The 17,924-nt window shown below is 71.5% G+C and carries 18 protein-coding genes; 15 read left to right on the top strand and 3 right to left on the bottom strand.

The features are described from left to right. The first annotated feature begins 88 nt into the window (after nucleotides 1-88). The 15 genes from C1I98_RS18075 (at nucleotide 89) to C1I98_RS18005 (ending at nucleotide 15,079) form a co-directional block, all read left to right on the top strand. The gene (locus C1I98_RS18075; RefSeq protein ID WP_111168625.1) at nucleotides 89-718 is read left to right on the top strand and encodes an NUDIX domain-containing protein; all 630 of its coding nucleotides are present in this window, start codon (nucleotides 89-91) and stop codon (nucleotides 716-718) included. Between the two features lie 39 nt (nucleotides 719-757). Then, nucleotides 758-1,654 (top strand): site-specific tyrosine recombinase XerD, encoded by an 897-nt coding sequence (locus C1I98_RS18070; protein WP_233507967.1) that lies wholly within the window; start codon nucleotides 758-760, stop codon nucleotides 1,652-1,654. Nucleotides 1,655-1,782: 128 nt separating this feature from the next. Next, nucleotides 1,783-2,733 (top strand): ParA family protein, encoded by a 951-nt coding sequence (locus tag C1I98_RS18065; protein ID WP_111168629.1) that lies wholly within the window; start codon nucleotides 1,783-1,785, stop codon nucleotides 2,731-2,733. 53 nt (nucleotides 2,734-2,786) lie between these two features. Further along, complete coding sequence (locus C1I98_RS18060) at nucleotides 2,787-3,617, top strand: segregation and condensation protein A (protein WP_111168623.1); 831 nt, start codon at nucleotides 2,787-2,789, stop codon at nucleotides 3,615-3,617. Beyond that, the gene (gene scpB, locus C1I98_RS18055; RefSeq protein ID WP_111168622.1) at nucleotides 3,610-4,188 is read left to right on the top strand and encodes an SMC-Scp complex subunit ScpB; all 579 of its coding nucleotides are present in this window, start codon (nucleotides 3,610-3,612) and stop codon (nucleotides 4,186-4,188) included. Before C1I98_RS18060 ends, scpB begins: the two co-directional genes overlap by 8 nt. 884 nt (nucleotides 4,189-5,072) lie before the next feature. Continuing rightward, nucleotides 5,073-6,059, top strand: coding sequence for a pseudouridine synthase (locus tag C1I98_RS42965; protein ID WP_233507966.1), 987 nt, complete (start codon nucleotides 5,073-5,075; stop codon nucleotides 6,057-6,059). An 82-nt stretch (nucleotides 6,060-6,141) separates the two neighbouring features. After that, the gene (gene aroH / locus C1I98_RS18045) at nucleotides 6,142-6,501 is read left to right on the top strand and encodes a chorismate mutase (protein WP_111168620.1); all 360 of its coding nucleotides are present in this window, start codon (nucleotides 6,142-6,144) and stop codon (nucleotides 6,499-6,501) included. Nucleotides 6,502-6,529: 28 nt separating this feature from the next. After that, entirely contained in the window at nucleotides 6,530-7,696 is a 1,167-nt protein-coding gene (locus C1I98_RS18040; protein WP_111168619.1) for a prephenate dehydrogenase, read from the top strand. Nucleotides 7,697-7,807: 111 nt separating this feature from the next. Beyond that, nucleotides 7,808-9,190, top strand: a complete 1,383-nt coding sequence (locus C1I98_RS18035) for a carotenoid oxygenase family protein (protein WP_111168618.1) — start codon at nucleotides 7,808-7,810, stop codon at nucleotides 9,188-9,190. A 115-nt stretch (nucleotides 9,191-9,305) separates the two neighbouring features. After that, a complete protein-coding gene (locus tag C1I98_RS18030; RefSeq protein ID WP_111168617.1) occupies nucleotides 9,306-10,709 on the top strand; it encodes a carotenoid oxygenase family protein in 1,404 nt (467 codons plus the stop codon). Nucleotides 10,710-10,770: 61 nt separating this feature from the next. Beyond that, the gene (locus tag C1I98_RS18025; RefSeq protein ID WP_111168616.1) at nucleotides 10,771-11,433 is read left to right on the top strand and encodes a winged helix-turn-helix domain-containing protein; all 663 of its coding nucleotides are present in this window, start codon (nucleotides 10,771-10,773) and stop codon (nucleotides 11,431-11,433) included. A 75-nt stretch (nucleotides 11,434-11,508) separates the two neighbouring features. Next, nucleotides 11,509-12,144, top strand: coding sequence for a (d)CMP kinase (gene cmk, locus C1I98_RS18020; RefSeq protein ID WP_111168628.1), 636 nt, complete (start codon nucleotides 11,509-11,511; stop codon nucleotides 12,142-12,144). Nucleotides 12,145-12,167: 23 nt separating this feature from the next. Next, on the top strand, nucleotides 12,168-13,571 hold the full coding sequence (gene der / locus C1I98_RS18015; protein ID WP_438672094.1) for a ribosome biogenesis GTPase Der: 1,404 nt from the start codon (nucleotides 12,168-12,170) through the stop codon (nucleotides 13,569-13,571). Between the two features lie 169 nt (nucleotides 13,572-13,740). Beyond that, on the top strand, nucleotides 13,741-14,511 hold the full coding sequence (locus C1I98_RS18010) for a hypothetical protein (protein WP_146607500.1): 771 nt from the start codon (nucleotides 13,741-13,743) through the stop codon (nucleotides 14,509-14,511). Between the two features lie 70 nt (nucleotides 14,512-14,581). Beyond that, nucleotides 14,582-15,079, top strand: coding sequence for an SUKH-3 domain-containing protein (locus tag C1I98_RS18005; protein ID WP_111168614.1), 498 nt, complete (start codon nucleotides 14,582-14,584; stop codon nucleotides 15,077-15,079). 13 nt (nucleotides 15,080-15,092) lie between these two features. Here C1I98_RS18005 and C1I98_RS18000 read toward each other — a convergent pair whose 3' ends face one another. The 3 genes from C1I98_RS18000 to C1I98_RS17990 are packed head-to-tail and all read right to left on the bottom strand — an operon-like array spanning nucleotide 15,093 to nucleotide 17,766. Then, nucleotides 15,093-16,625 carry an MFS transporter gene (locus C1I98_RS18000; RefSeq protein WP_111168613.1) on the bottom strand — a complete coding sequence of 511 codons (1,533 nt, stop codon included), beginning with the start codon at nucleotides 16,623-16,625 and terminating at the stop codon, nucleotides 15,093-15,095. Beyond that, nucleotides 16,622-17,305: an LppX_LprAFG lipoprotein gene (locus tag C1I98_RS17995; protein WP_233507965.1), complete on the bottom strand. Its 684-nt coding sequence runs from the start codon at nucleotides 17,303-17,305 to the stop codon at nucleotides 16,622-16,624. The genes C1I98_RS18000 and C1I98_RS17995 overlap by 4 nt, the downstream gene beginning before the upstream one ends. Then, nucleotides 17,302-17,766 carry a MarR family winged helix-turn-helix transcriptional regulator gene (locus tag C1I98_RS17990; RefSeq protein ID WP_111168612.1) on the bottom strand — a complete coding sequence of 155 codons (465 nt, stop codon included), beginning with the start codon at nucleotides 17,764-17,766 and terminating at the stop codon, nucleotides 17,302-17,304. Before C1I98_RS17990 ends, C1I98_RS17995 begins: the two co-directional genes overlap by 4 nt. Between the last annotated feature and the right edge of the window lie 158 nt (nucleotides 17,767-17,924).

Raw genomic sequence — 17,924 nt, 5'->3', positions numbered from 1 at the left:
GCCCGCACCCGCTGTTCAAGGGGCTGGTCGCGGCGGCGCTCGACTTCGCCGACGAGCGCAGCGCCGCGGCCAGGGCGGGGAGCGGCGCATGAAGCGCATCGGCGTGGCCGACGTCGCGGACTCGCCGGAGGAATGGGAGGTCGTGGCCTCCTTCGACCGGTTCGAGTCAAAGATCATCAGTGTCCGGACCGACCGGGTGCGGATGCCGCTCGACGACACGGCCGACCGCGACTACGTGACCCACCCCGGGTCCGTCGCCGTCCTGGCCCTCGACGAGCACGAGCGGGTCCTGATGCTGCGCCAGTACCGCCATCCGGTGCGCGGCATGCTGTGGGAGCTGCCCGCGGGCATCCGCGACGTGTCGGGCGAGCCCACCTGGCTCACCGCGGCCAGGGAACTGGCCGAGGAGGCGGCCTACCGCGCCACCACCTGGCACACGCTGGTCGACCTCTACAGCTCGCCGGGGATGACCAACGAGCGCATCCGCGTCTTCCTGGCCCGCGGCCTCACCGAGATCCCCGAATCCGAACGCGACTTCGAGCACCACCACGAGGAGATCGGCATGCCGGTGGTGTGGGTGCCGCTGGCGGAGGCGGTCGGCAAGGTCCAATCGGGAATGATCCACAATTCCCCGGCCGTGGCCGGTATCCTCGCCGCGTACGCGGCCTTCGCCGACGGGTTCGCCTCCCTGCGGCCCGCCGACGCTCCGGAGGCATGAGCACGAAGGGGGTCGGGCGCGCTGAGCGACACGGAGGCTGTGCTTTCCAGCTACCTCGACCATCTGGCGGTCGAGCGTGGCCTGGCCGCCAACACGCTCGCCTCCTACCGTCGTGACCTGCGGCGCTACGTCGATCACCTGAAGACGCGCGGGCTGACCCGGTTCGTCGACGTGGCCGAGGCCGACGTGATGGCGTTCCTGGCCGCGCTGCGCGAGGGCGACGAGCAGCACCGCGCGCTGGTGGCCAGCTCCACCGCGCGGGCCGTCTCGGCGGTACGCGGCCTGCACCGCTTCGCGCTGCGCGAGGGCGCGGCCGGGCACGACCCCGCCCACGAGGTCCGCCCGCCGCGCCGGCTGCGCCGGCTGCCCAAGGCGATCGGCGTGGCCGAGGTCGAGCGGCTGATCGCCGCCGCGGGCCCTGACGGCCAGCCGCTGACGCTGCGCAACCGCGCGCTGCTCGAAGTCCTGTACGGCACCGGCGCGCGCATCTCCGAGGCCGTCGGCATGGCCGTGGACGACGCCGAACCGGAGCAGGTACGGCTGCGCGGCAAGGGCGGTCGGGGCAGGGTCGTGCCGCTCGGCCGCTTCGCCAGGCAGGCCCTGGACGCCTACCTGGTGCGGGCCCGCCCCGCGCTGTCCGCCCACGGCCGCGGCACCTCCGCGCTGTTCCTCAACGCCCGCGGCGGGCGGCTGACCCGCCAGGGCGCCTGGGAGGTGCTTCAGGCCGCCGCCGAACGCGCCGGTCTGGACGGGGTTTCTCCCCACATGTTGCGACATTCGTTCGCAACGCATCTCCTGGACGGCGGCGCGGACGTTAGGGTTGTCCAGGAGCTGCTCGGCCACGCCTCGGTGACCACCACCCAGGTCTACACCTTGGTCACGGTCGATAAGCTACGAGAGGTCTACGCCGCCGCGCACCCCCGGGCGAGGCGGTGATCGTTATCAAGTCGTTTGAGATGCTTGCCGATCGGGCGTAGCCGGGCGTGCCGCCTTGCCGCATACGTGCTGACGCCATAGTGTCCGTCCGGACGGTCCGGTTCGGGGCCGTCAGGGAGGTTCAACTGGTGACTGTGACCACCGACGGTTCCAGCCGGAGGGCGACCCCCGGCACCACCCCCGACAACCCGTGGGGTGATTCCAAGACCGCCGCGTCCACGACGGCGAGTGGGATCCTCGGCCCCACGGGGCGGCCCCGCCCGGTGTTCCCCGAGCCGCCCGCGCGGACGTCCCACGGGCCGGCGCGGGTCGTCGCCATGGTCAATCAGAAGGGCGGGGTGGGCAAGACCACCACGACCATCAACCTCGGGGCCGCGCTCGCCGAGTGCGGGCTGCGGGTGCTGCTCGTCGACTTCGACCCGCAGGGGGCGCTGTCGGTCGGCCTCGGCATCAACCCGCTCCAGCTCGACCTGACGATCTACAACCTGCTGATAGAGCGCGGCGTCAGCCCCGACGAGGTCCTGCTGAAGACCTCCGTCGAGGGCATGGACCTGCTGCCCAGCAACATCGACCTGTCGGCGGCCGAGGTCCAGCTCGTCACCGAGGTCGCCCGCGAGCAGGTGCTGGGCAGGGTGATCAAGCCGCTGCTACCCGACTACGACGTCTGCCTGATCGACTGCCAGCCCTCCCTGGGCCTGCTCACCATCAACGCGCTGACCTGCGCGCACGGCGTCATCGTCCCGCTGGAGTGCGAGTTCTTCGCGCTGCGCGGCGTCGCCCTGCTGATGGACACCATCACCAAGGTGCAGGAACGGCTCAACGCCGACCTGGAGATCGAGGGCCTGCTCGCCACGATGTACGACGCGCGCACCCTGCACGGCCGGGAGGTCCTCGCGCGGGTCGTCGAGGCGTTCGACGAGAAGGTCTTCCACACGGTGATCAACCGGACCGTGCGCTTCCCCGACGCGACGGTCGCGGGCGAGCCGATCACCGTCTTCGACTCCTCCTCGCTGGGCGCGAGCGCCTACCGCGAGCTGGCCCGCGAGGTCCTCGCCCGCTGGCCCGACACCCCGGCCTGACCCGCTCGCGAGCCGTGGCCCCCGCGGGCGGTGAGCGGGGGGACAATGGCGGGGTGACGGAGGAGACGGAGGAACAGACCGCCAGGCCCGGCGGCTTCCAGGTTCACCTGGACGTGTTCGAGGGCCCCTTCGACCTGCTCCTCGGGCTGATCTCCAAGCACAAGCTCGACATCACCGAGGTGTCCCTGCACAAGGTCACCGACGAGTTCATCGCCTACATCCGCTCCCGAGGCCCGGAGTGGGACCTCGACCAGGCCAGCCACTTCCTGCTGGTGGCCGCCACCCTGCTCGACCTGAAGGCGGCCCGGCTGCTGCCCTCCGGCGAGGTCGAGGACGAAGAGGACCTCGCCCTGCTGGAGGCCCGCGACCTGCTGTTCGCCCGGCTGCTCCAGTACCGCGCCTACAAGGAGGTCGCCAAGGTCTTCTCCGGCCGGATGGCCGCCGAGGCGCTGCGGTACGCCCGGATCGTGGCGATGGAGCCGCGGTTCGCCGACCTGCTGCCCGACCTCGTGCTCGGCATCGGCCCGGAACAGCTCGCCAGGATCGCGGCCAGAGCGATGACGCCCAAGGCCCCGCCGTCGGTCTCGGTCGCCCACATCTACCAGCCGCTCGCCAGCGTACGCGAACAGGCGGTTATCCTTGTGCGGCGGCTGCGGGAGGTCCGCAGCGCGACGTTCCGCGCACTGGTGGCCGACTGCACGGGCACCTTCGAGGTCGTCGCGCGCTTCCTGGCGGTCCTGGAGCTCTACCGTGAGGCGGCGGTCACCTTCGAGCAGATCGAGCCGCTGGGCGACCTGCACGTGCAATGGACCGGCACTGACGACGGAGACGTCGCCGTGGCCGACGACTACGACGAGAGCGCCGGAAAGAAACCCGATGAGTGAAGCAGACCCGCGCGAGGCGACCGCACAGGCCGAGCCTGGGCTGGCGGCCGCGCTGGAGGCGATCCTGCTGGTCGTGGACGAGCCGGTGGCCGAGGTGACGCTCGCTCAGGTGCTCGAACGGCCCACGCACGAGGTCGCGGCGGCGCTGCGCGACCTTGCGGCGGAATACACGGCGGCCGGACGGGGTTTCGATCTGAGAGAGGTCGCGGGCGGCTGGCGTTACTACACGCGGGCCGAGTGCGCGCCTTTCGTCGAGCGTTTCGTCCGCGACGGCCAGCAGACGCGACTCACCCAGGCCGCACTGGAGACCCTGTCCGTGGTGGCCTACCGGCAGCCGGTGAGCCGCGCCAGGATCTCGGCCATCCGCGGCGTGAACAGCGACGGGGTCATGCGGACCCTCGTCGCCAGGGGGCTGGTCGAAGAGGCCGGCACCGACCCGGAGAGCCAAGCCGTGCTCTACCGGACCACTTCCTACTTCCTCGAACGGCTGGGCCTGCGAGACCTGGGCGAGCTCCCTGAGCTGGCGCCCTTCCTGCCCGAGGACGTGGAGAACTTGGAGGAGACCAAGTGAACGATGGACGCACCCCGTCCGGTGATGGACGCGGTCGGCGTTTCGAGGCCCGCGGCGGCGGCGACGCCGGCGGGTCCTTCCGCGCTTCCAGAGGAGGCGCCAGGGAGCGGTACGGCGCGCCGTCAGGCGGCGCGCAGCCGGGCCGGGACTCCCGCTCCGGCGGGCCCCGGGGCCCGCGCCAGGACTCCAGAGACGACTTCCGCGACCGGCGGTCCTACCGCGAGGAGCGCGGCGGGCGCGACGGACGCGATGACAGGCGCGGGCGCGCCGACGACCGGCCGCGCCGCGACTCCGGCCCCGGCGGAGCCCGCGGCGACCAGCGCTCCCGCGGTGATTCGGGTTCGCGCGGTTACGGTTCGCGCGGTGAGTCAGGTTCCCGTGGTGGCTATGGCTCCCGTGGTGATTCGGGTTCGCGCGGCGGTTATGGTTCGCGCGGTGATTCGGGTTCCCGTGGTGGCTATGGCTCCCGTGGTGATTCGGGTTCGCGCGGCGGTTATGGTTCGCGCGGTGGCGATGCGGGCTCGCGCGGTGGTTACGGTTCCCGTGGTGATTCGGGTTCGCGCGGCGGTTATGGTTCGCGGGGCGGCGATGCGGGCTCGCGCGGTGATTCAGGCCCGCGCGGCGGTTACGTTTCGCGCGGTGATGATTCGGGTTCGCGTGGCCGTTATGGCTCGCGCGGTGGCGATGCGGGCTCTCGCGGCGGCTTCGGTTCGCGGGATGACCGCGGTTCGCGCGGCGATTCTGGTTCCCGTGGCGACTACCGGCCGCGCACCGATTCGGGTTCGCGCGGCGAGTACCGATCAGGCGGTGACTTCGGCTCCCGCGACGACCGCCGTTCGCGGGATGACCGGCGTTCCCGTGAGGGATCCCGGGGGCGCGACGCCGTGCAGACGATCGGCGGCGGCGGACCCGGTGGCGGACCCGGTGGCGGGCGTACCCGCTACGGGCGTCCGGGGGGCGACCGGAGGGAGCGGGCAGGCCGTACCGACCGGGGCGGACGCGCGGAGTGGACCGCGCGCGCCGACCGGCAGGGCAGGCCGCAGCGCGGGCCGTCCGGCGAGGGGTTCAAGACGGCCGAGCAGCCGCTGCGCGACCCCGACCACTTCCCGCCCGGCTACACCGACGAGCGCGACACCACCGAGGTCCCCGACGGCGTACGCCTGCAGAAGGTGCTCGCCCAGGTCGGCGTCGCCAGCAGGCGCGCCTGCGAGGAGATGATCGGCGCGGGCCGGGTCACCGTGGACGGCCAGGTGGTACGCAGGTTCGGCGCACGCGTCGACCCGGCCAAGCAGGTCATCCACGTGGACGGCAAGCGCATCCCGACCGCCCCCGACCTCGTGTACTTCGCCATCAACAAGCCGATCGGCGTGGTCAGCACCATGTCCGATCCGGATGGCAGGCCGTCCCTGGCCGACTACGTGGCCGACCGCAAGGAGCGGCTGTTCCACGTGGGCCGGCTGGACACCGAGACCGAGGGCCTGATCCTGCTCACCAACGACGGCGAGCTGGCCAACCGGCTCACCCACCCCAGCTACGGCGTGCAGAAGAAGTACTGGGCCAAGGTCAACGGCACCATCGAGCGCGGGCTCGGCCGACGGCTGCGCGATGGCGTGGAGCTGGATGACGGCCCGGTCAAGGCCGACGATTTCAAGATCGTGCAGGAGCACGGTCGGCAGGCGCTGGTCGAGGTCGTGGTGCACGAGGGCCGCAAGCACGTGGTGCGCCGGATGCTCGCCGAGGTCGGGCACAGTGTGATCGATCTGGCGCGCATCGAGTTCGGGCCGGTCAAGATGGGCCGGCTGAAGTCGGGCACGCTGCGCGCCCTCACGTTGCAGGAGATCGGCGAACTGTATGCTGCCGTCGGGCTGTAGCCTTTCCGGCGCGGCCGGTGCGTACGCCCTGGCCTGACGGGCAGGAGCGTCCTTCACGCGAGGGCGCTCGGAAGGGGATGAGATGGTGCGGGCGATCCGCGGTGCGACCCAGATCGAGTCCGGCGACCGCGATGCGATTCTGTCGGGTGTCACCGAGCTGGTGACCGAGGTGATGTCGCGCAATGAGCTGACGACCGACGACGTGATCAGCGTGATCTTCACCGCGACGCCTGACCTCACGGCGGAGTTCCCGGCGCTGGCCGCGCGCAAGCTCGGGTTCCACGACGTCCCGCTGATCTGCGCCTCGGAGATCGATGTGCCGGGGGCGCTGCCCCGCGTGGTGCGGCTGATGGCCCACGTGGAGACCGACCGTCCCCGGCAGCAGGTCCAGCACGTCTACCTGCGCGGCGCGGTCGCGCTGCGGGTGGACATCGCGCAGTGAGCGGCGTCCGGGGCATGACGAGCGAATCATGGCGTTCCATGGTCATTTGCGAAGCGGGAAGCCGGTGAGTCCTCTGGACAGCATCCTGGTCGTGGGTACCGGGCTGATCGGCACCTCGGTGGCCCTCGCCCTGCGCGAGCACGGCGTCGAGGTCAGGCTGGCCGACCTCGACCCGGGCGCGGTACGGCTGGCGAGCGAGCTGGGCGCGGGCCTTCCGTGGTCGGCGCAGGAGGGCGGCCCGGCGTTCGACCTCGCGGTGATCGCCGTGCCGCCGCAGTACGTCGCGGCCGAACTGCTCGCGTTGCAGGAGCGAGGCGTCGCCCGTCACTACACCGACGTGGCGAGCGTCAAGGCGCTGCCGCTGGCCCAGGCCGAGAGCCTGGGCTGCGACGTCGCGAGCTTCGTGGCGGGGCATCCGCTCGCGGGGCGGGAGCGGTCGGGGCCGGCCGCGGCCAGAGCCGACCTGTTCCTCGGGCGGCCCTGGGCCTACTGCCCGACCCCGGAGACCTCGCCCGCGGCCGTGGAGACCCTGCTCGGGCTGATCAAGCTGTGCGGGGCCGAGGCGGTTCGGGTGGGGGCCGAGGAGCACGACCGGGCCGTCGCCGTCGTGTCGCACGCGCCGCATGTGACGGCCGCGGCGGTCGCCGCCCGGCTGGCCGAGGCCCCGGAGACCGCGCTGGGGCTGGCAGGCCAGGGGGTGCGTGACGTGACGCGCATCGCGGCGGGCGACCCGGCGCTGTGGACCGGCATCCTGTCGGGCAACGCGCTGCCGGTGGCCAAGGTGCTCGAAGCGGTGGCGGCCGACATCGCCGCGGCGGCCGCGGCGCTGCGCCGTACGGCCGGGCACGACGTCCCGGACGGCGAGCCGGCCCCGGGCGGACGGGCCGACGACCTGGCCGGGATGCCGTGGGTCACCGCGCTGCTCGAACGCGGCGTGACCGGCACCGGGCGGATCCCCGGCAAGCACGGCGGTCCCGCGAGCGTCTACGCCAACGTTCAGGTGATCGTCGGCGACCGCCCCGGTGAGCTGGCGCGGCTGTTCCAGGTCGCCAAGGAGGCCGGGGTCAACATCGAGGACGTCCGGCTGGAGCACACCCCCGGGCTGCCGCTGGGCGCGGCCGAGCTTTCGGTGCAGCCCCAGGCGGCGGACACGCTGATCGGCGCGCTGCGCGCGCACGGCTGGCACATCCCCTGATCGGGCCAACGGGCCGGTGCGGTTGACAGGCACCGGCCTTTGGTGTTTCATAGTGGTAACAGCGTTACCGGATGGAAACGCTCGTAACCACTTCGACTTGGGGGACTTGCCATGACGAGCTTGGAGAAGAACCCGTTCCAGGGCGGCTACGCCCCGGTGACGGAGGAGATCACCGCCTTCGACCTGCCGGTCACCGGCAGGCTGCCGGAGAGCCTGAGCGGCCGGTTCCTGCGCAACGGGCCCAACCCGCTCGACCTGGAAGACCCGCACCCGCACCTCCTCGTCGACAACGGCATGGTCCACGGCGTGCGGATTCGGGACGGCAGGGCGGAGTGGTACCGCAACCGGTGGGTGCGCTCCGACAAGATCGCCGCGGCCCTGGGGGAGAAGCCGCGTTCGGGCGGCATCAGCGAGGCGTCCAGCACGCACGTCATCGGGCACGCGGGCAAGACCCTGGCCCTGATGGAGGCCGGAGCGCCGGTCGTGGAGCTGACGTACGAGCTGGACACGGTCGGACGGACCGACTTCGGGGGCACGCTGCCGGGTGGCCTCACCGCCCACTCCAAGATCGACCAGCGGACCGGGGAACTGCACGCGGTGGCCTACGACGTCGCCCGGCACGACCGTGTCCAGCATGTGGTGGTCAGTCCGGCGGGGCAGGTCACGGGCGTCACAGACATCGCCGTCACCGACGGGCCGATGATGCACGACTTCGCGCTCACCGGTAAGTACGTGGCCGTGTACGACCTTCCGGTGACGTTCAGCATGGCGGCGGCGGAGGCGGGCGTGCGCCTGCCGTACGCCTGGAACGACGCGCACCGGGCACGGGTCGGGCTGCTGCCGCGCGACGGCGGCGGGAAGGGCATCCGCTGGTTCGACGTCGACCCCTGCTGGGTGTTCCACACGCTCAACGCCTACGACGACGGCGACCGTGTGGTCATCGACGTGGTCGCCTACGACACCCTGTTCGTGGACGCCAAGCTCCCCACGGGCGGCCCGCCCGCGCTGGAGCGGTGGACGATCGACCTGGCCGCCGGCGCAGTGAAGCGCGAGCGCCTGGACGATCGGCCCCAGGAGTTCCCGCGCATCGACGAGCGCAGGTCGGGCCTGGCGCACCGGTACGGCTACACCGTCCAGACCCAGGAGTTCCTCAGGCAAGTGTCGCGCGACGCCCAGGATCTCTCGGACTTGCCCGCGCCCGCGTTCGGCGCCGCGCTGCTCAAGCACGATCTCCGGACAGGGAGCCGCGAGGAGCACCTGTTCCCGCGCGGCTTCTACGCGGGCGAGCCGGTCTTCGTGCCGGGCGACCCGGAAGCGGAGTCCGCTGAGGACGACGGATATGTCATGGCCTATGTCCACAACGCAGACCGAGACGCGGCCGACCTGGTCGTCCTCTCGGCCCAGGACTTCGCCGGAGGCCCCATCGCCACCGTCCACCTGCCCGCGCGGGTGCCGCTGGGCTTCCACGGCAGCTTCGTCGCCGACGCCTCCTGAGTCACCCCCCAAGGGCCGATGCCGTTGACAGGCATCGGCCCTAATGCGTTGAATGCTGGTAACGGTGTTACTATCTAGAAACGACGTAACGGAGCAGGCGAAGGGGGAACCTACGATGACGACCGCGGAGAAGAACCCGTTCCGGGGCGGTTATGCCCCGGTGACGGAGGAGATCACCGCCTTCGACCTGCCGGTCACCGGCACGTTGCCGGACACGCTGAACGGCCGGTTCCTGCGCAACGGGCCCAACCCGCTCGACCTCGACGAGCCCCGACCGCACCTCTTTCTGGGCAACGGCATGGTGCACGGCGTGCGGATTCGGGACGGCAGGGCGGAGTGGTACCGCAACCGGTGGGTGCGCTCCGACGCGGTCGCCGCGGCTCTGGGGGAGGAGCCCCGGCCGGGGCCGCGCTTCGACGGCCTGGACTCGAACGCCAACACGCACGTCATCGGGCACGCGGGCAAGACGCTCGCCATGGTGGAGAGCGGGCTGCCCATCCAGGAGCTGACCTACGAGCTGGACACCGTCGGACGGTACGACTTCGACGGCACCCTGCCGGCCGGCTTCGCCGCGCACTCCACGGTCGATCCGCACACCGGGGACCTGCACGCGGTGGCCTACTACTTCGGCCGGCCGGACCGTATCCAGCACCTGGTGGTCAGCCCCGCGGGCCGGGTCGAGCGCGCCGTGGACATCGCCGTCAAGGACGGGCCGATGGTTCACGACTTCGCGCTCACCGGCAAGTACGTGGTGCTGTACGACCTTCCGGTGACCTTCAGCACGGCGGCGCTGGAGGCGGGTGTGCGCCTGCCGTACGCCTGGAACGAGGCGCATCCGGCGCGCATCGGGCTGCTGCCGCGCGACGGCGGCGGCGAGGACGTCCGCTGGTTCGACATCGACCCCTGCTGGGTGTTCCACACGCTCAACGGCTACGACGACGGCGGCCGCGTGGTGATCGACGTGGTCGCCTACGACAGCCTGTTCGTGGACGCCAGGCTCGACGGGGGCGGTCCTCCCGCGCTGGAGCGGTGGATGATCGACCCGGCGGCCGGCTCGGTGAAGCGTGAACGCCTGGACGACCGGGCCCAGGAGTTCCCGCGCATCGACCCGCGCAGGGCGGGCATGCCGCATCGCTACGGCTACACGGTCGACACCGAGGAGCTCCTCGTCCAGTTGCCGCGCGGTGCCCAGGATCTCGCGGAACTGCCGGCTCCCGCGTTCGGTGCGGCGATCATCAAGCACGACCTCCGGGGGGGAGGCCAGGAGGAGCACCGGTTCCCGCGCGGCTCCTACGCGAGCGAGCCGGTCTTCGTGCCCGCCGATCCGAACGCCGATGCCACCGAGTCCGCCGAAGACGACGGATATGTCATGGCTTATGTCCACAACCCGGACCGTGGAGCGGCCGACCTGGTCATTCTCTCGGCTCAGGACTTCGCCGGAGGCCCGGTCGCCACCGTCCACCTGCCCGCGCGGGTGCCGCTGGGCTTCCACGGAAATTTCGTCTTCGACGAGTCCTGAGGGCCGGTCGGCGTCCTCAGCATTGACAAAACGAGGCTTTACGTAAAAGCTTGTTCTTGAGATGAGAGACGTCGTCTATCTGGACCGGCTGGAGCAGGCCGAGGCGCTGCTCAAACCCATGCGCGTGGAGGTGCTGCGCCGGCTCGCCGAGCCGCACTCGTGCACCGAGGTGGCCAAGCAGCTCGGCCAGACACCGCAGCGGGTCTACTACCACGTCAAACAACTGGTCGCGGTCGGCCTGGCCGAGCTGGTGAGCGAGCGCCGGGTGCGCGGCATCAACGAGGGCGTCTACCAGGCCGTCGCGCGCTCCTACTGGCTCTCGCCCGCCCTCGTCGGGCGGCTGGGGCCGCGCCGGTCGGAAGACCGGCTCAGCCTGGGCTACCTGCTCAGCCTGGTGGAGGAGGTCCAGGCCGATATCGCCAACCTCGACCGGACCGCTCCCGACCTGCCCTCGCTGGGCATCTCGGGGCAGGTCTGCCTGCCCGAGGAACGGCGACCGGAGTTCCTGGCCGACCTGAGGGAGGCGATGCAAGGCCTGTTCGAGAAGTACGGCGGCGCGGAGGGCTCGACCTTTCGCGTCGCCCTGGTCTGCTATCCGGCCGCCCAGGAGCCCCCGGCAGCGCCCACCGAAGCGCCCACCGCAGCGCCCACCACTGGGCCCCAGGCCCCCGGCCCTGCGGCGGACGACGGCGCCGAATCCTCGAACGCTCCCAAACACCGGTAGCCTCGACTGCGAACACATAGGCAGGCTTTGCGCACAGGCGAATAAGGAGTGGCCGTGACCGGACTGGTCGTCGCCATGGACGGTCCTTCTGGATCGGGCAAGTCCAGCGCGTCCCGCGGGGTGGCGCGGGCGCTGGGGCTTCGCTACCTCGACACCGGGGCGATGTACCGCGCGGTCACCTGGTGGATGCTCCAGCAGGGCGTCGAGCCGGCCGACCCGGCGGCGATCGCGGCGCGCGCCGCCGACCCCGTGCTCGACGTCGGCACCGACCCCGACGGGCCCACGATCGCCGTGGGCGGCGTCGATGTGGCCGGTCCCATCCGGGGGCCGGAGGTCACCGCCGCGGTCTCCGCGGTGAGCGCGGTCCCCGAGGTCCGCGCCCGGCTCGTCGCCGCGCAGCGGGCCGTCATCGGCTCGGGCGACATCGTGGTGGAAGGCCGCGACATCGGCACCGTGGTCGCCCCGGGAGCGCAGGTCAAGGTCTACCTGACGGCCAGCGCCGAGGCTCGCGCGCTCCGCCGTACGGCGGAGCTGGCCGGCACCACGGTCGAGGCCCAGCGGGCCGCCATGGCGCGGCGTGACGCGCTCGACTCCACGCGTAAGGCCGACCCCCTGGTGCGGGCCGATGACGCCGTGGAGCTGGACACGACCACGCTCACCCTCGACGAGGTGATCGCCGAGGTACTGCGACTGGTAAAGGAAAGAACGTGACGGGGGAGCGGTTCGACGAGGGCATCGACGAGGGCTGGGTCGAGTTCGGCGAGTTCGCCGAGGACATGGCGGAGCTCGCGGCGGAGGAGGCCGACTCCGGCCCGCTTCCGGTGGTCGCCGTGGTCGGCCGGCCCAATGTGGGCAAGTCCACCCTGGTCAACCGGATCATCGGCCGCCGTGAGGCGGTCGTCGAAGACGTACCGGGCGTGACCCGCGACCGGGTGACGTACGAGGCGACCTGGCGGGGCCGCCGCTTCACCGTGGTCGACACCGGCGGCTGGGACCCTGAGGCCACCGGCATGGCCCAGCGCATCGCCGAGCAGGCCCAGGTGGCGGTGGAGCTCGCCGATGTGATCCTGTTCGTGACCGACGTCACCGTGGGCGTCACCGACGCCGACGAGGCCGTCGCCCGGGTGCTCCGGCGCGCGGGCAAGCCGGTCGTGCTGGCCGCCAACAAGGTCGACGACCAGCGCGCGGAGCTGGAGGCCGGGGCGCTGTGGTCGCTCGGGATCGGCACCCCGCACCCGGTCTCGGCGCTGCACGGCCGCTCCAGCGGCGACCTGCTCGACCTGATCCTCGACGCGCTGCCCGAGGCCCCCGCGCAGCGGTTCGGCCCCGAGCGCGGCCCGCGCCGGATCGCCCTGGTCGGCAAGCCCAACGTGGGCAAGTCCTCGCTGCTCAACAAGCTCGCGGGAGAGGAGCGGGCGCTGGTCGACCCGATGGCCGGCACCACCCGCGACCCCGTGGACGAGCTGGTGGAGCTGGGCGGCAAGACCTGGCGCTTCATCGACACCGCGGGCATCCGCCGCCGCGACCGCGAGCTGCAGGGCGCCGACTTCTACGCCAGCCTGCGCACCAGGGCCGCCCTGGAGCGCTCCGAGGTCGCGGTCGTGCTGATCGACGCGAGCGAGCCGCTGACCGAACAGGACCTGCGGATCATCTCCCTGGTGGTCGAGACCGGCCGGTGCGTCGTGGTCGCCTTCAACAAGTGGGACCTCGTCGACGAAGACCGCCGCTACTACCTGGAAAAGGAGATCGACCGCCAGTTGGTGCGCATCCCCTGGGCACTGCGGGTCAACATCTCCGCCAAGACCGGCCGCCACGTCGACCGCCTGGTCCCCGCCATCGAACGCGCCCTCGACTCCTGGGCCACCCGCGTCCCCACCAGCAGGCTCAACGCCTTCCTCACCGAGCTGATCCAGGCCACCCCACCCCCGGTCCGCGGCGGCAAGCAGCCCAAGATCCTCTTCGCCACCCAGGCCTCGGTCGAACCGCCCAAGTTCGTCCTGTTCACCTCCGGCTTCCTCGAGGACACCTACCGCCGTTTCATCGAACGCCGGCTCCGCGAGGAGTTCGGTTTCGCCGGTTCCCCGGTAGAAATCAGCATGAAAATCCGCGAAAAGCGTTTCGCCAAAAAACGCGGATAGCCACTGCCCCGGTACGGGGAGATATCGTTTGCCGCTAATGTGGCGACAGGTGTATTTTCCTCTGTGCCCGTCACCGGGACGGGCATAGAGGGGGTGAGATCGCGGTGAACGCGTTCCGGCGGATCGCGGGTTCGTTAGGCGTCGCTGCCTGCCTGCTGGCGTTGTCGGCGTGTCAGGTGGCGGGGAGAGTCTTCAGAAGGCGCTTGATGAGGCGGTTGCTCCTTCGGATGTCATAAAGGCGGATGCGCCGTTCGCGAGGTCCAAGGCGGAGGAGTTCGGGGAGGGTGCGGCGGCGATCGTGGTGCCGCAGGCGGTGAAGGTCGGCGCCTTTTCCCGGAAGGACGTGGGGGCGGCGTACCGGACGGCCAAGAAGATGCTTTCGGCCGCCTACCTGGACCGGGTGACACTATTGGGTGGAAAGCCTGCGGCGTTCGCCCGGCTCCTCGACCCGGAGCAGCGCAAGGATCTCCTGAAGAACCTCGACCACAAGAATCAGAAGAAGAACAGCCGCGGCGAGGTGGCGAGTTTCGCCAAAGGGCAGGCGGAGCTGGTCGGTGATGTCATCAAGGTGCAGGGCAAGATGTCGGCCAAGCCGCGTAAGGGCGATGACGGCGGACCCGAATTGCGGGTCACGTACGAGTACCGGTTCGTGTACGCGGTGCGTAAGCCGGGGACGGGCCTGATCGCCCGGGTCATGGCCTATGACAAGGGCGCCTACGACTTCTGGCGGGACGCCCCTGGGGGGAGCCTTCGGCACTGGTGGATGGGGTCGGACGACAGGTGGCAGGCCGGCGTCGAATGTGAGCCGGACGACGGCTTCATCTGGCCGACCTACCCTGGTGCCGCGCCGACCGGGGTGCAGCCCTCGGGCCCGGTACAGGACGCCTACGCCTACGGCAAGTCCACCGATGAGGATTGCAGCAGCGTCGGGGACATCTGACCGGGCCCGGTCGCTCTCTTCGGCATCTCGCCGCCGATCGCGCTCCCACCTGTGACAATGGGAGCCAGTGATGATGCCGGAGATCGCGTTTTCCGCGCTGCACCCCGAGGTCCTTTCGGCGCTGCGCGCGGCGGGGTGGACGCCAGGGCGGAAGGTCGCGACGGTGTCGTGGGTCGAGCCGCTGGCCCGGGCGGGTCATGTGGTGAGCCCGCTCGCCGAGGCCGTGCTGGCGTCGCTGGGCGGGCTGGTGATCCAACCGGTCGCCGAGGGCGAGCCGTGCTTCCTGAACGGCGAGCCGTTCAGCGTCGATCCGCTGGCCCCCGGGCCCGGGCAGCGGGCGATGGGCACGGCGATCGAGGCGATGCTCGGCGGGAGCTATTTCCCGATCGCCGAGTGGCTGAGCTATTCGAGCGTGTTCCTTGAGGCCGGGGGCCGGATGGTGGCCTGCGGACTGGGCTGGATCTGGGAGCTGGGCGGCACCTTCGAGGAGGGGCTGGAACTGGCCGTACGCGCGCACCGGCCGCTCGTGTGCCTGCACGCCGACCCCGGGCTTGATCCGTGGCCCTGACGCACGCCCGAAGTCAGCGTTCCCGGGTCGCCGAGACCAGCGCGAGCACCGCCGCCACCGCGCACAGCCCGGCGGTGAGCAGGAAGATCTCGGTGTACTCGGTGTGCAGCGCCGCCTTGACCTTCGACTGGTACTCGGCCAGCCGTCTGGCGTACTCCGCCTCCTCCACCCCGAACGGCAGCGGCGTGTCCAGCTTCGCGGTCAGCGACCGGAACCGGTAGAACCCCCACGCCGACAGCCCGGCGACGCCGAGCAGCATGCCCATCATCCGGGCGACGACCACCGCCGCCGAGGCCACGCCGTGCTCGGCGGCGGGGGAGACCCGCAGCACGGCCGAGGAGACCGGCGCGATCACCAGGCCGAGCCCGGCCCCGGCCACGATCAGGTCGAGGTCGATCCGGAGGCCGGCGGCGGCCAGGTCGAGCGGCCACTGACCGATCCTGATATATCCGGCGGTCGCGACGGCCAGGCCGGCCACCGCGACCGTCCGCTCACCGAGCCTCCTGGCCAGCAGCCCGCCGGCCAGGGCCGTCACCGCCAGCGCCACCAGGAACCTGGTCAGCACCAGCGCGCCGCCCACGGAGTCCAGGCCGAGCAGCGTCTGCGCGGTGAGCTGTACGTCGACCAGCGTGACCAGCAGCGCCGCACCGCTCAGGAAGCTCACCCCGAGCCAGCCGAAGAACGGCCCCCGGCGCACCCGCGTGAGGTCGATCAGCCGGTGCCGGGCCCGCCGTTCCCACAGTACGAACGCCACGCCCACGGCCACGCCCGCGAGCGCCAGCGGCGGCCCCCACGGCGGTAGCACCGCCCGCTCCGGCTCGGGGTTGTATAGCCCGGCCACCAGCAGGCCCAGCGCGAGCGCCAGCAGCAGCCCGCCGACGACGTCCGTGCGCGGCCGGTCGGTGCCCTTCCCGGCCGGGGGCGCGTCCCCGCCCGGTACGGCGCGCCACACCGCGACCGCCGCGAGTGCCGACAGCGGGACGTTCACCCAGAAGATCCCCCGCCAGCCGACCAGTGCGGCCACGCCCGCCCCGTACAGCGGGCCGAGGACGCTGCCCAGCTCCTGGGCCGCGCCCACCGCGCCGAGCGCCACCGGCCTGGCGTGCTCGTCCCACAGGTCGGCGACCAGCGCCATGGTGATCGGCAGCAGCGCGCCCCCGGCGAGGCCCTGCAAGGCGCGCCCGCCGACCAGCAGCGGCACCGATCCGGCCAGGGCGGTCAGCGCGGACCCGGCGGCGAACCCGGCCAGGCAGGCCAGGATGAGCGGCCGCCTTCCGTACCGGTCGGACAGCCTGCCGAGCAGCGGCATCGCCGCGACGTAACCGAGCAGGAACCCGGTGACCACCGGGGTGGCCCGCTCCAGGCGGTTGAGCGGGACGCCGACGTCGGCGGCGATGTCGACCAGGACGGTGACCACCACGTAGGCGTCGAGCGCGGCCAGCAGGACGGCGGTGCCGCCCACGCCCAGCGCCACACTGCGCCGGGCCCGCCGGGACGCGCCGCCGCCTGAGACGGCGGCTTCAGAGGGAAGGGACGGAACGGTCACTTCGGCGCGGTCACCTGCACCGGGGCGTCGTACTCGCTGAGCGTCACGATCACCGTGCCGGACGCGTCGCCCTTGCCCAGCGGGACGCTGGCCTTCACCAGCCGGCCGTTCGACTTGTCCAGCCACAGCGTCGCGTCCGCCCCCTGCTGGACGCCCGGCACCACCGTGGACAGCGCCGCCTGCGGCAGCGTCGCGGTGACCCGGTAGGCGGCCACGCCGCCGACCTGCTCCTCGGCCTGGGTGGCCGCCTTGGTGGACGCCGCGAGCAGCGCGGGCACGCCCTTGGCCGGGTCGAGGATGGCCGACGGGTCGTAGAAGGCGGCGAGCTGCCGCCTGGTCATCGTCTGGTAGCCGCCGGTGGGCCCCTTGAAGTGGACGGTGTCGCCGAGCAGCACGAAGGCCAGCTCTTGCAGGCTGCCGATCACCTCGATCTGGACGGTGCCGTCGGCGTCGCCCGCGGCGGTGAGCCTGCCGTCCGCCTTGCGCACCGGGACCGGCGGGCTGCCCTCGGTCTCGATCGCGAACGCCGCGCTCTTGACCGTGCGCATCGCCGTCGCCGACTTCTTCATCAGCTCATCGCCCGGCGGCAGCGCCGAGCCCGAGGCGCTACAGCCCGCCACGGCCACCGGCGCGACGAGCAGTGCCAGGCACAGCGCGAGCGCGCGTATCCGGGCCCTCACCGCAGGCTCTTCAGGTGGTCGATCACCGGGTCGAGGGCGCGCTGGAGATCGCGGATCTGGTCGTCGGTGAGCCGGTCGATGAAGTGCTGCCGCACGCCCGCCACGTGGTGCGGCGCCACTCGCTGGATGGTCTCCCAGCCCTGCTCGGTCAGCACCGCGAACGTGCCACGCCGGTCGTCGTCGCAGCTCTCCCTGGTGACCAGCCCTGCCGCCTCCATGCGCGAGATCTGGTGGGAGAGCCGGCTGCGCGACTGCACGGTGGCGTCGGCGAGGTCGCTCATCCGCATCCGCCGCTGCGCGTTCTCTGAGAGGTTGACCAAGATCTCGTAGTCGTTGAGCGATAGCCCGAACTCGTGCAACTCGCGGTCGAGCCGATGGGAGAGAAGCTTGTGGGCGCTGAGATGGGAACGCCACGCCCGCTGCTCGACCGAGGTGAGCCAGCGGGGTTCGTCGGTGCTCATGTCATGCAATCTATACGCAGGTGGCCGATCTCGTAGGGTCGCCTTGATGACCTTCATAGGCCACGAGTTCGGTGATCCACCGGGCCGGTTAGAGGTTTCTCATTCGATGCTCACGGTGCCCCAATGCGGCGCGGCGATCGTGGGACACGGCCGGGGGA

The organism is Spongiactinospora gelatinilytica, from assembly GCF_003236385.1.
Classification (GTDB): Bacteria; Actinomycetota; Actinomycetes; order Streptosporangiales; family Streptosporangiaceae; genus Spongiactinospora; species Spongiactinospora gelatinilytica.
Note: the sequence above shows the minus strand (reverse complement) of the source record. Positions and strands in the feature narration are given on the sequence as shown.

Bases quoted from the DNA above. Each gene is read 5' to 3' on its own strand.
- C1I98_RS18035 (WP_111168618.1), top strand. From the start codon at position 7,808: ATGACGAGCTTGGAGAAGAACCCGTTCCAGGGCGGCTACGCCCCGGTG.
- C1I98_RS18005 (WP_111168614.1), top strand. From the start codon at position 14,582: ATGATGCCGGAGATCGCGTTTTCCGCGCTGCACCCCGAGGTCCTTTCG.
- C1I98_RS17990 (WP_111168612.1), bottom strand. From the start codon at position 17,766: ATGAGCACCGACGAACCCCGCTGGCTCACCTCGGTCGAGCAGCGGGCG.
- scpB (WP_111168622.1), top strand. From the start codon at position 3,610: ATGAGTGAAGCAGACCCGCGCGAGGCGACCGCACAGGCCGAGCCTGGG.
- C1I98_RS18040 (WP_111168619.1), top strand. From the start codon at position 6,530: ATGGCGTTCCATGGTCATTTGCGAAGCGGGAAGCCGGTGAGTCCTCTG.
- C1I98_RS18025 (WP_111168616.1), top strand. From the start codon at position 10,771: ATGAGAGACGTCGTCTATCTGGACCGGCTGGAGCAGGCCGAGGCGCTG.
- aroH (WP_111168620.1), top strand. From the start codon at position 6,142: ATGGTGCGGGCGATCCGCGGTGCGACCCAGATCGAGTCCGGCGACCGC.
- cmk (WP_111168628.1), top strand. From the start codon at position 11,509: ATGGACGGTCCTTCTGGATCGGGCAAGTCCAGCGCGTCCCGCGGGGTG.
- C1I98_RS18030 (WP_111168617.1), top strand. From the start codon at position 9,306: ATGACGACCGCGGAGAAGAACCCGTTCCGGGGCGGTTATGCCCCGGTG.
- C1I98_RS18075 (WP_111168625.1), top strand. From the start codon at position 89: ATGAAGCGCATCGGCGTGGCCGACGTCGCGGACTCGCCGGAGGAATGG.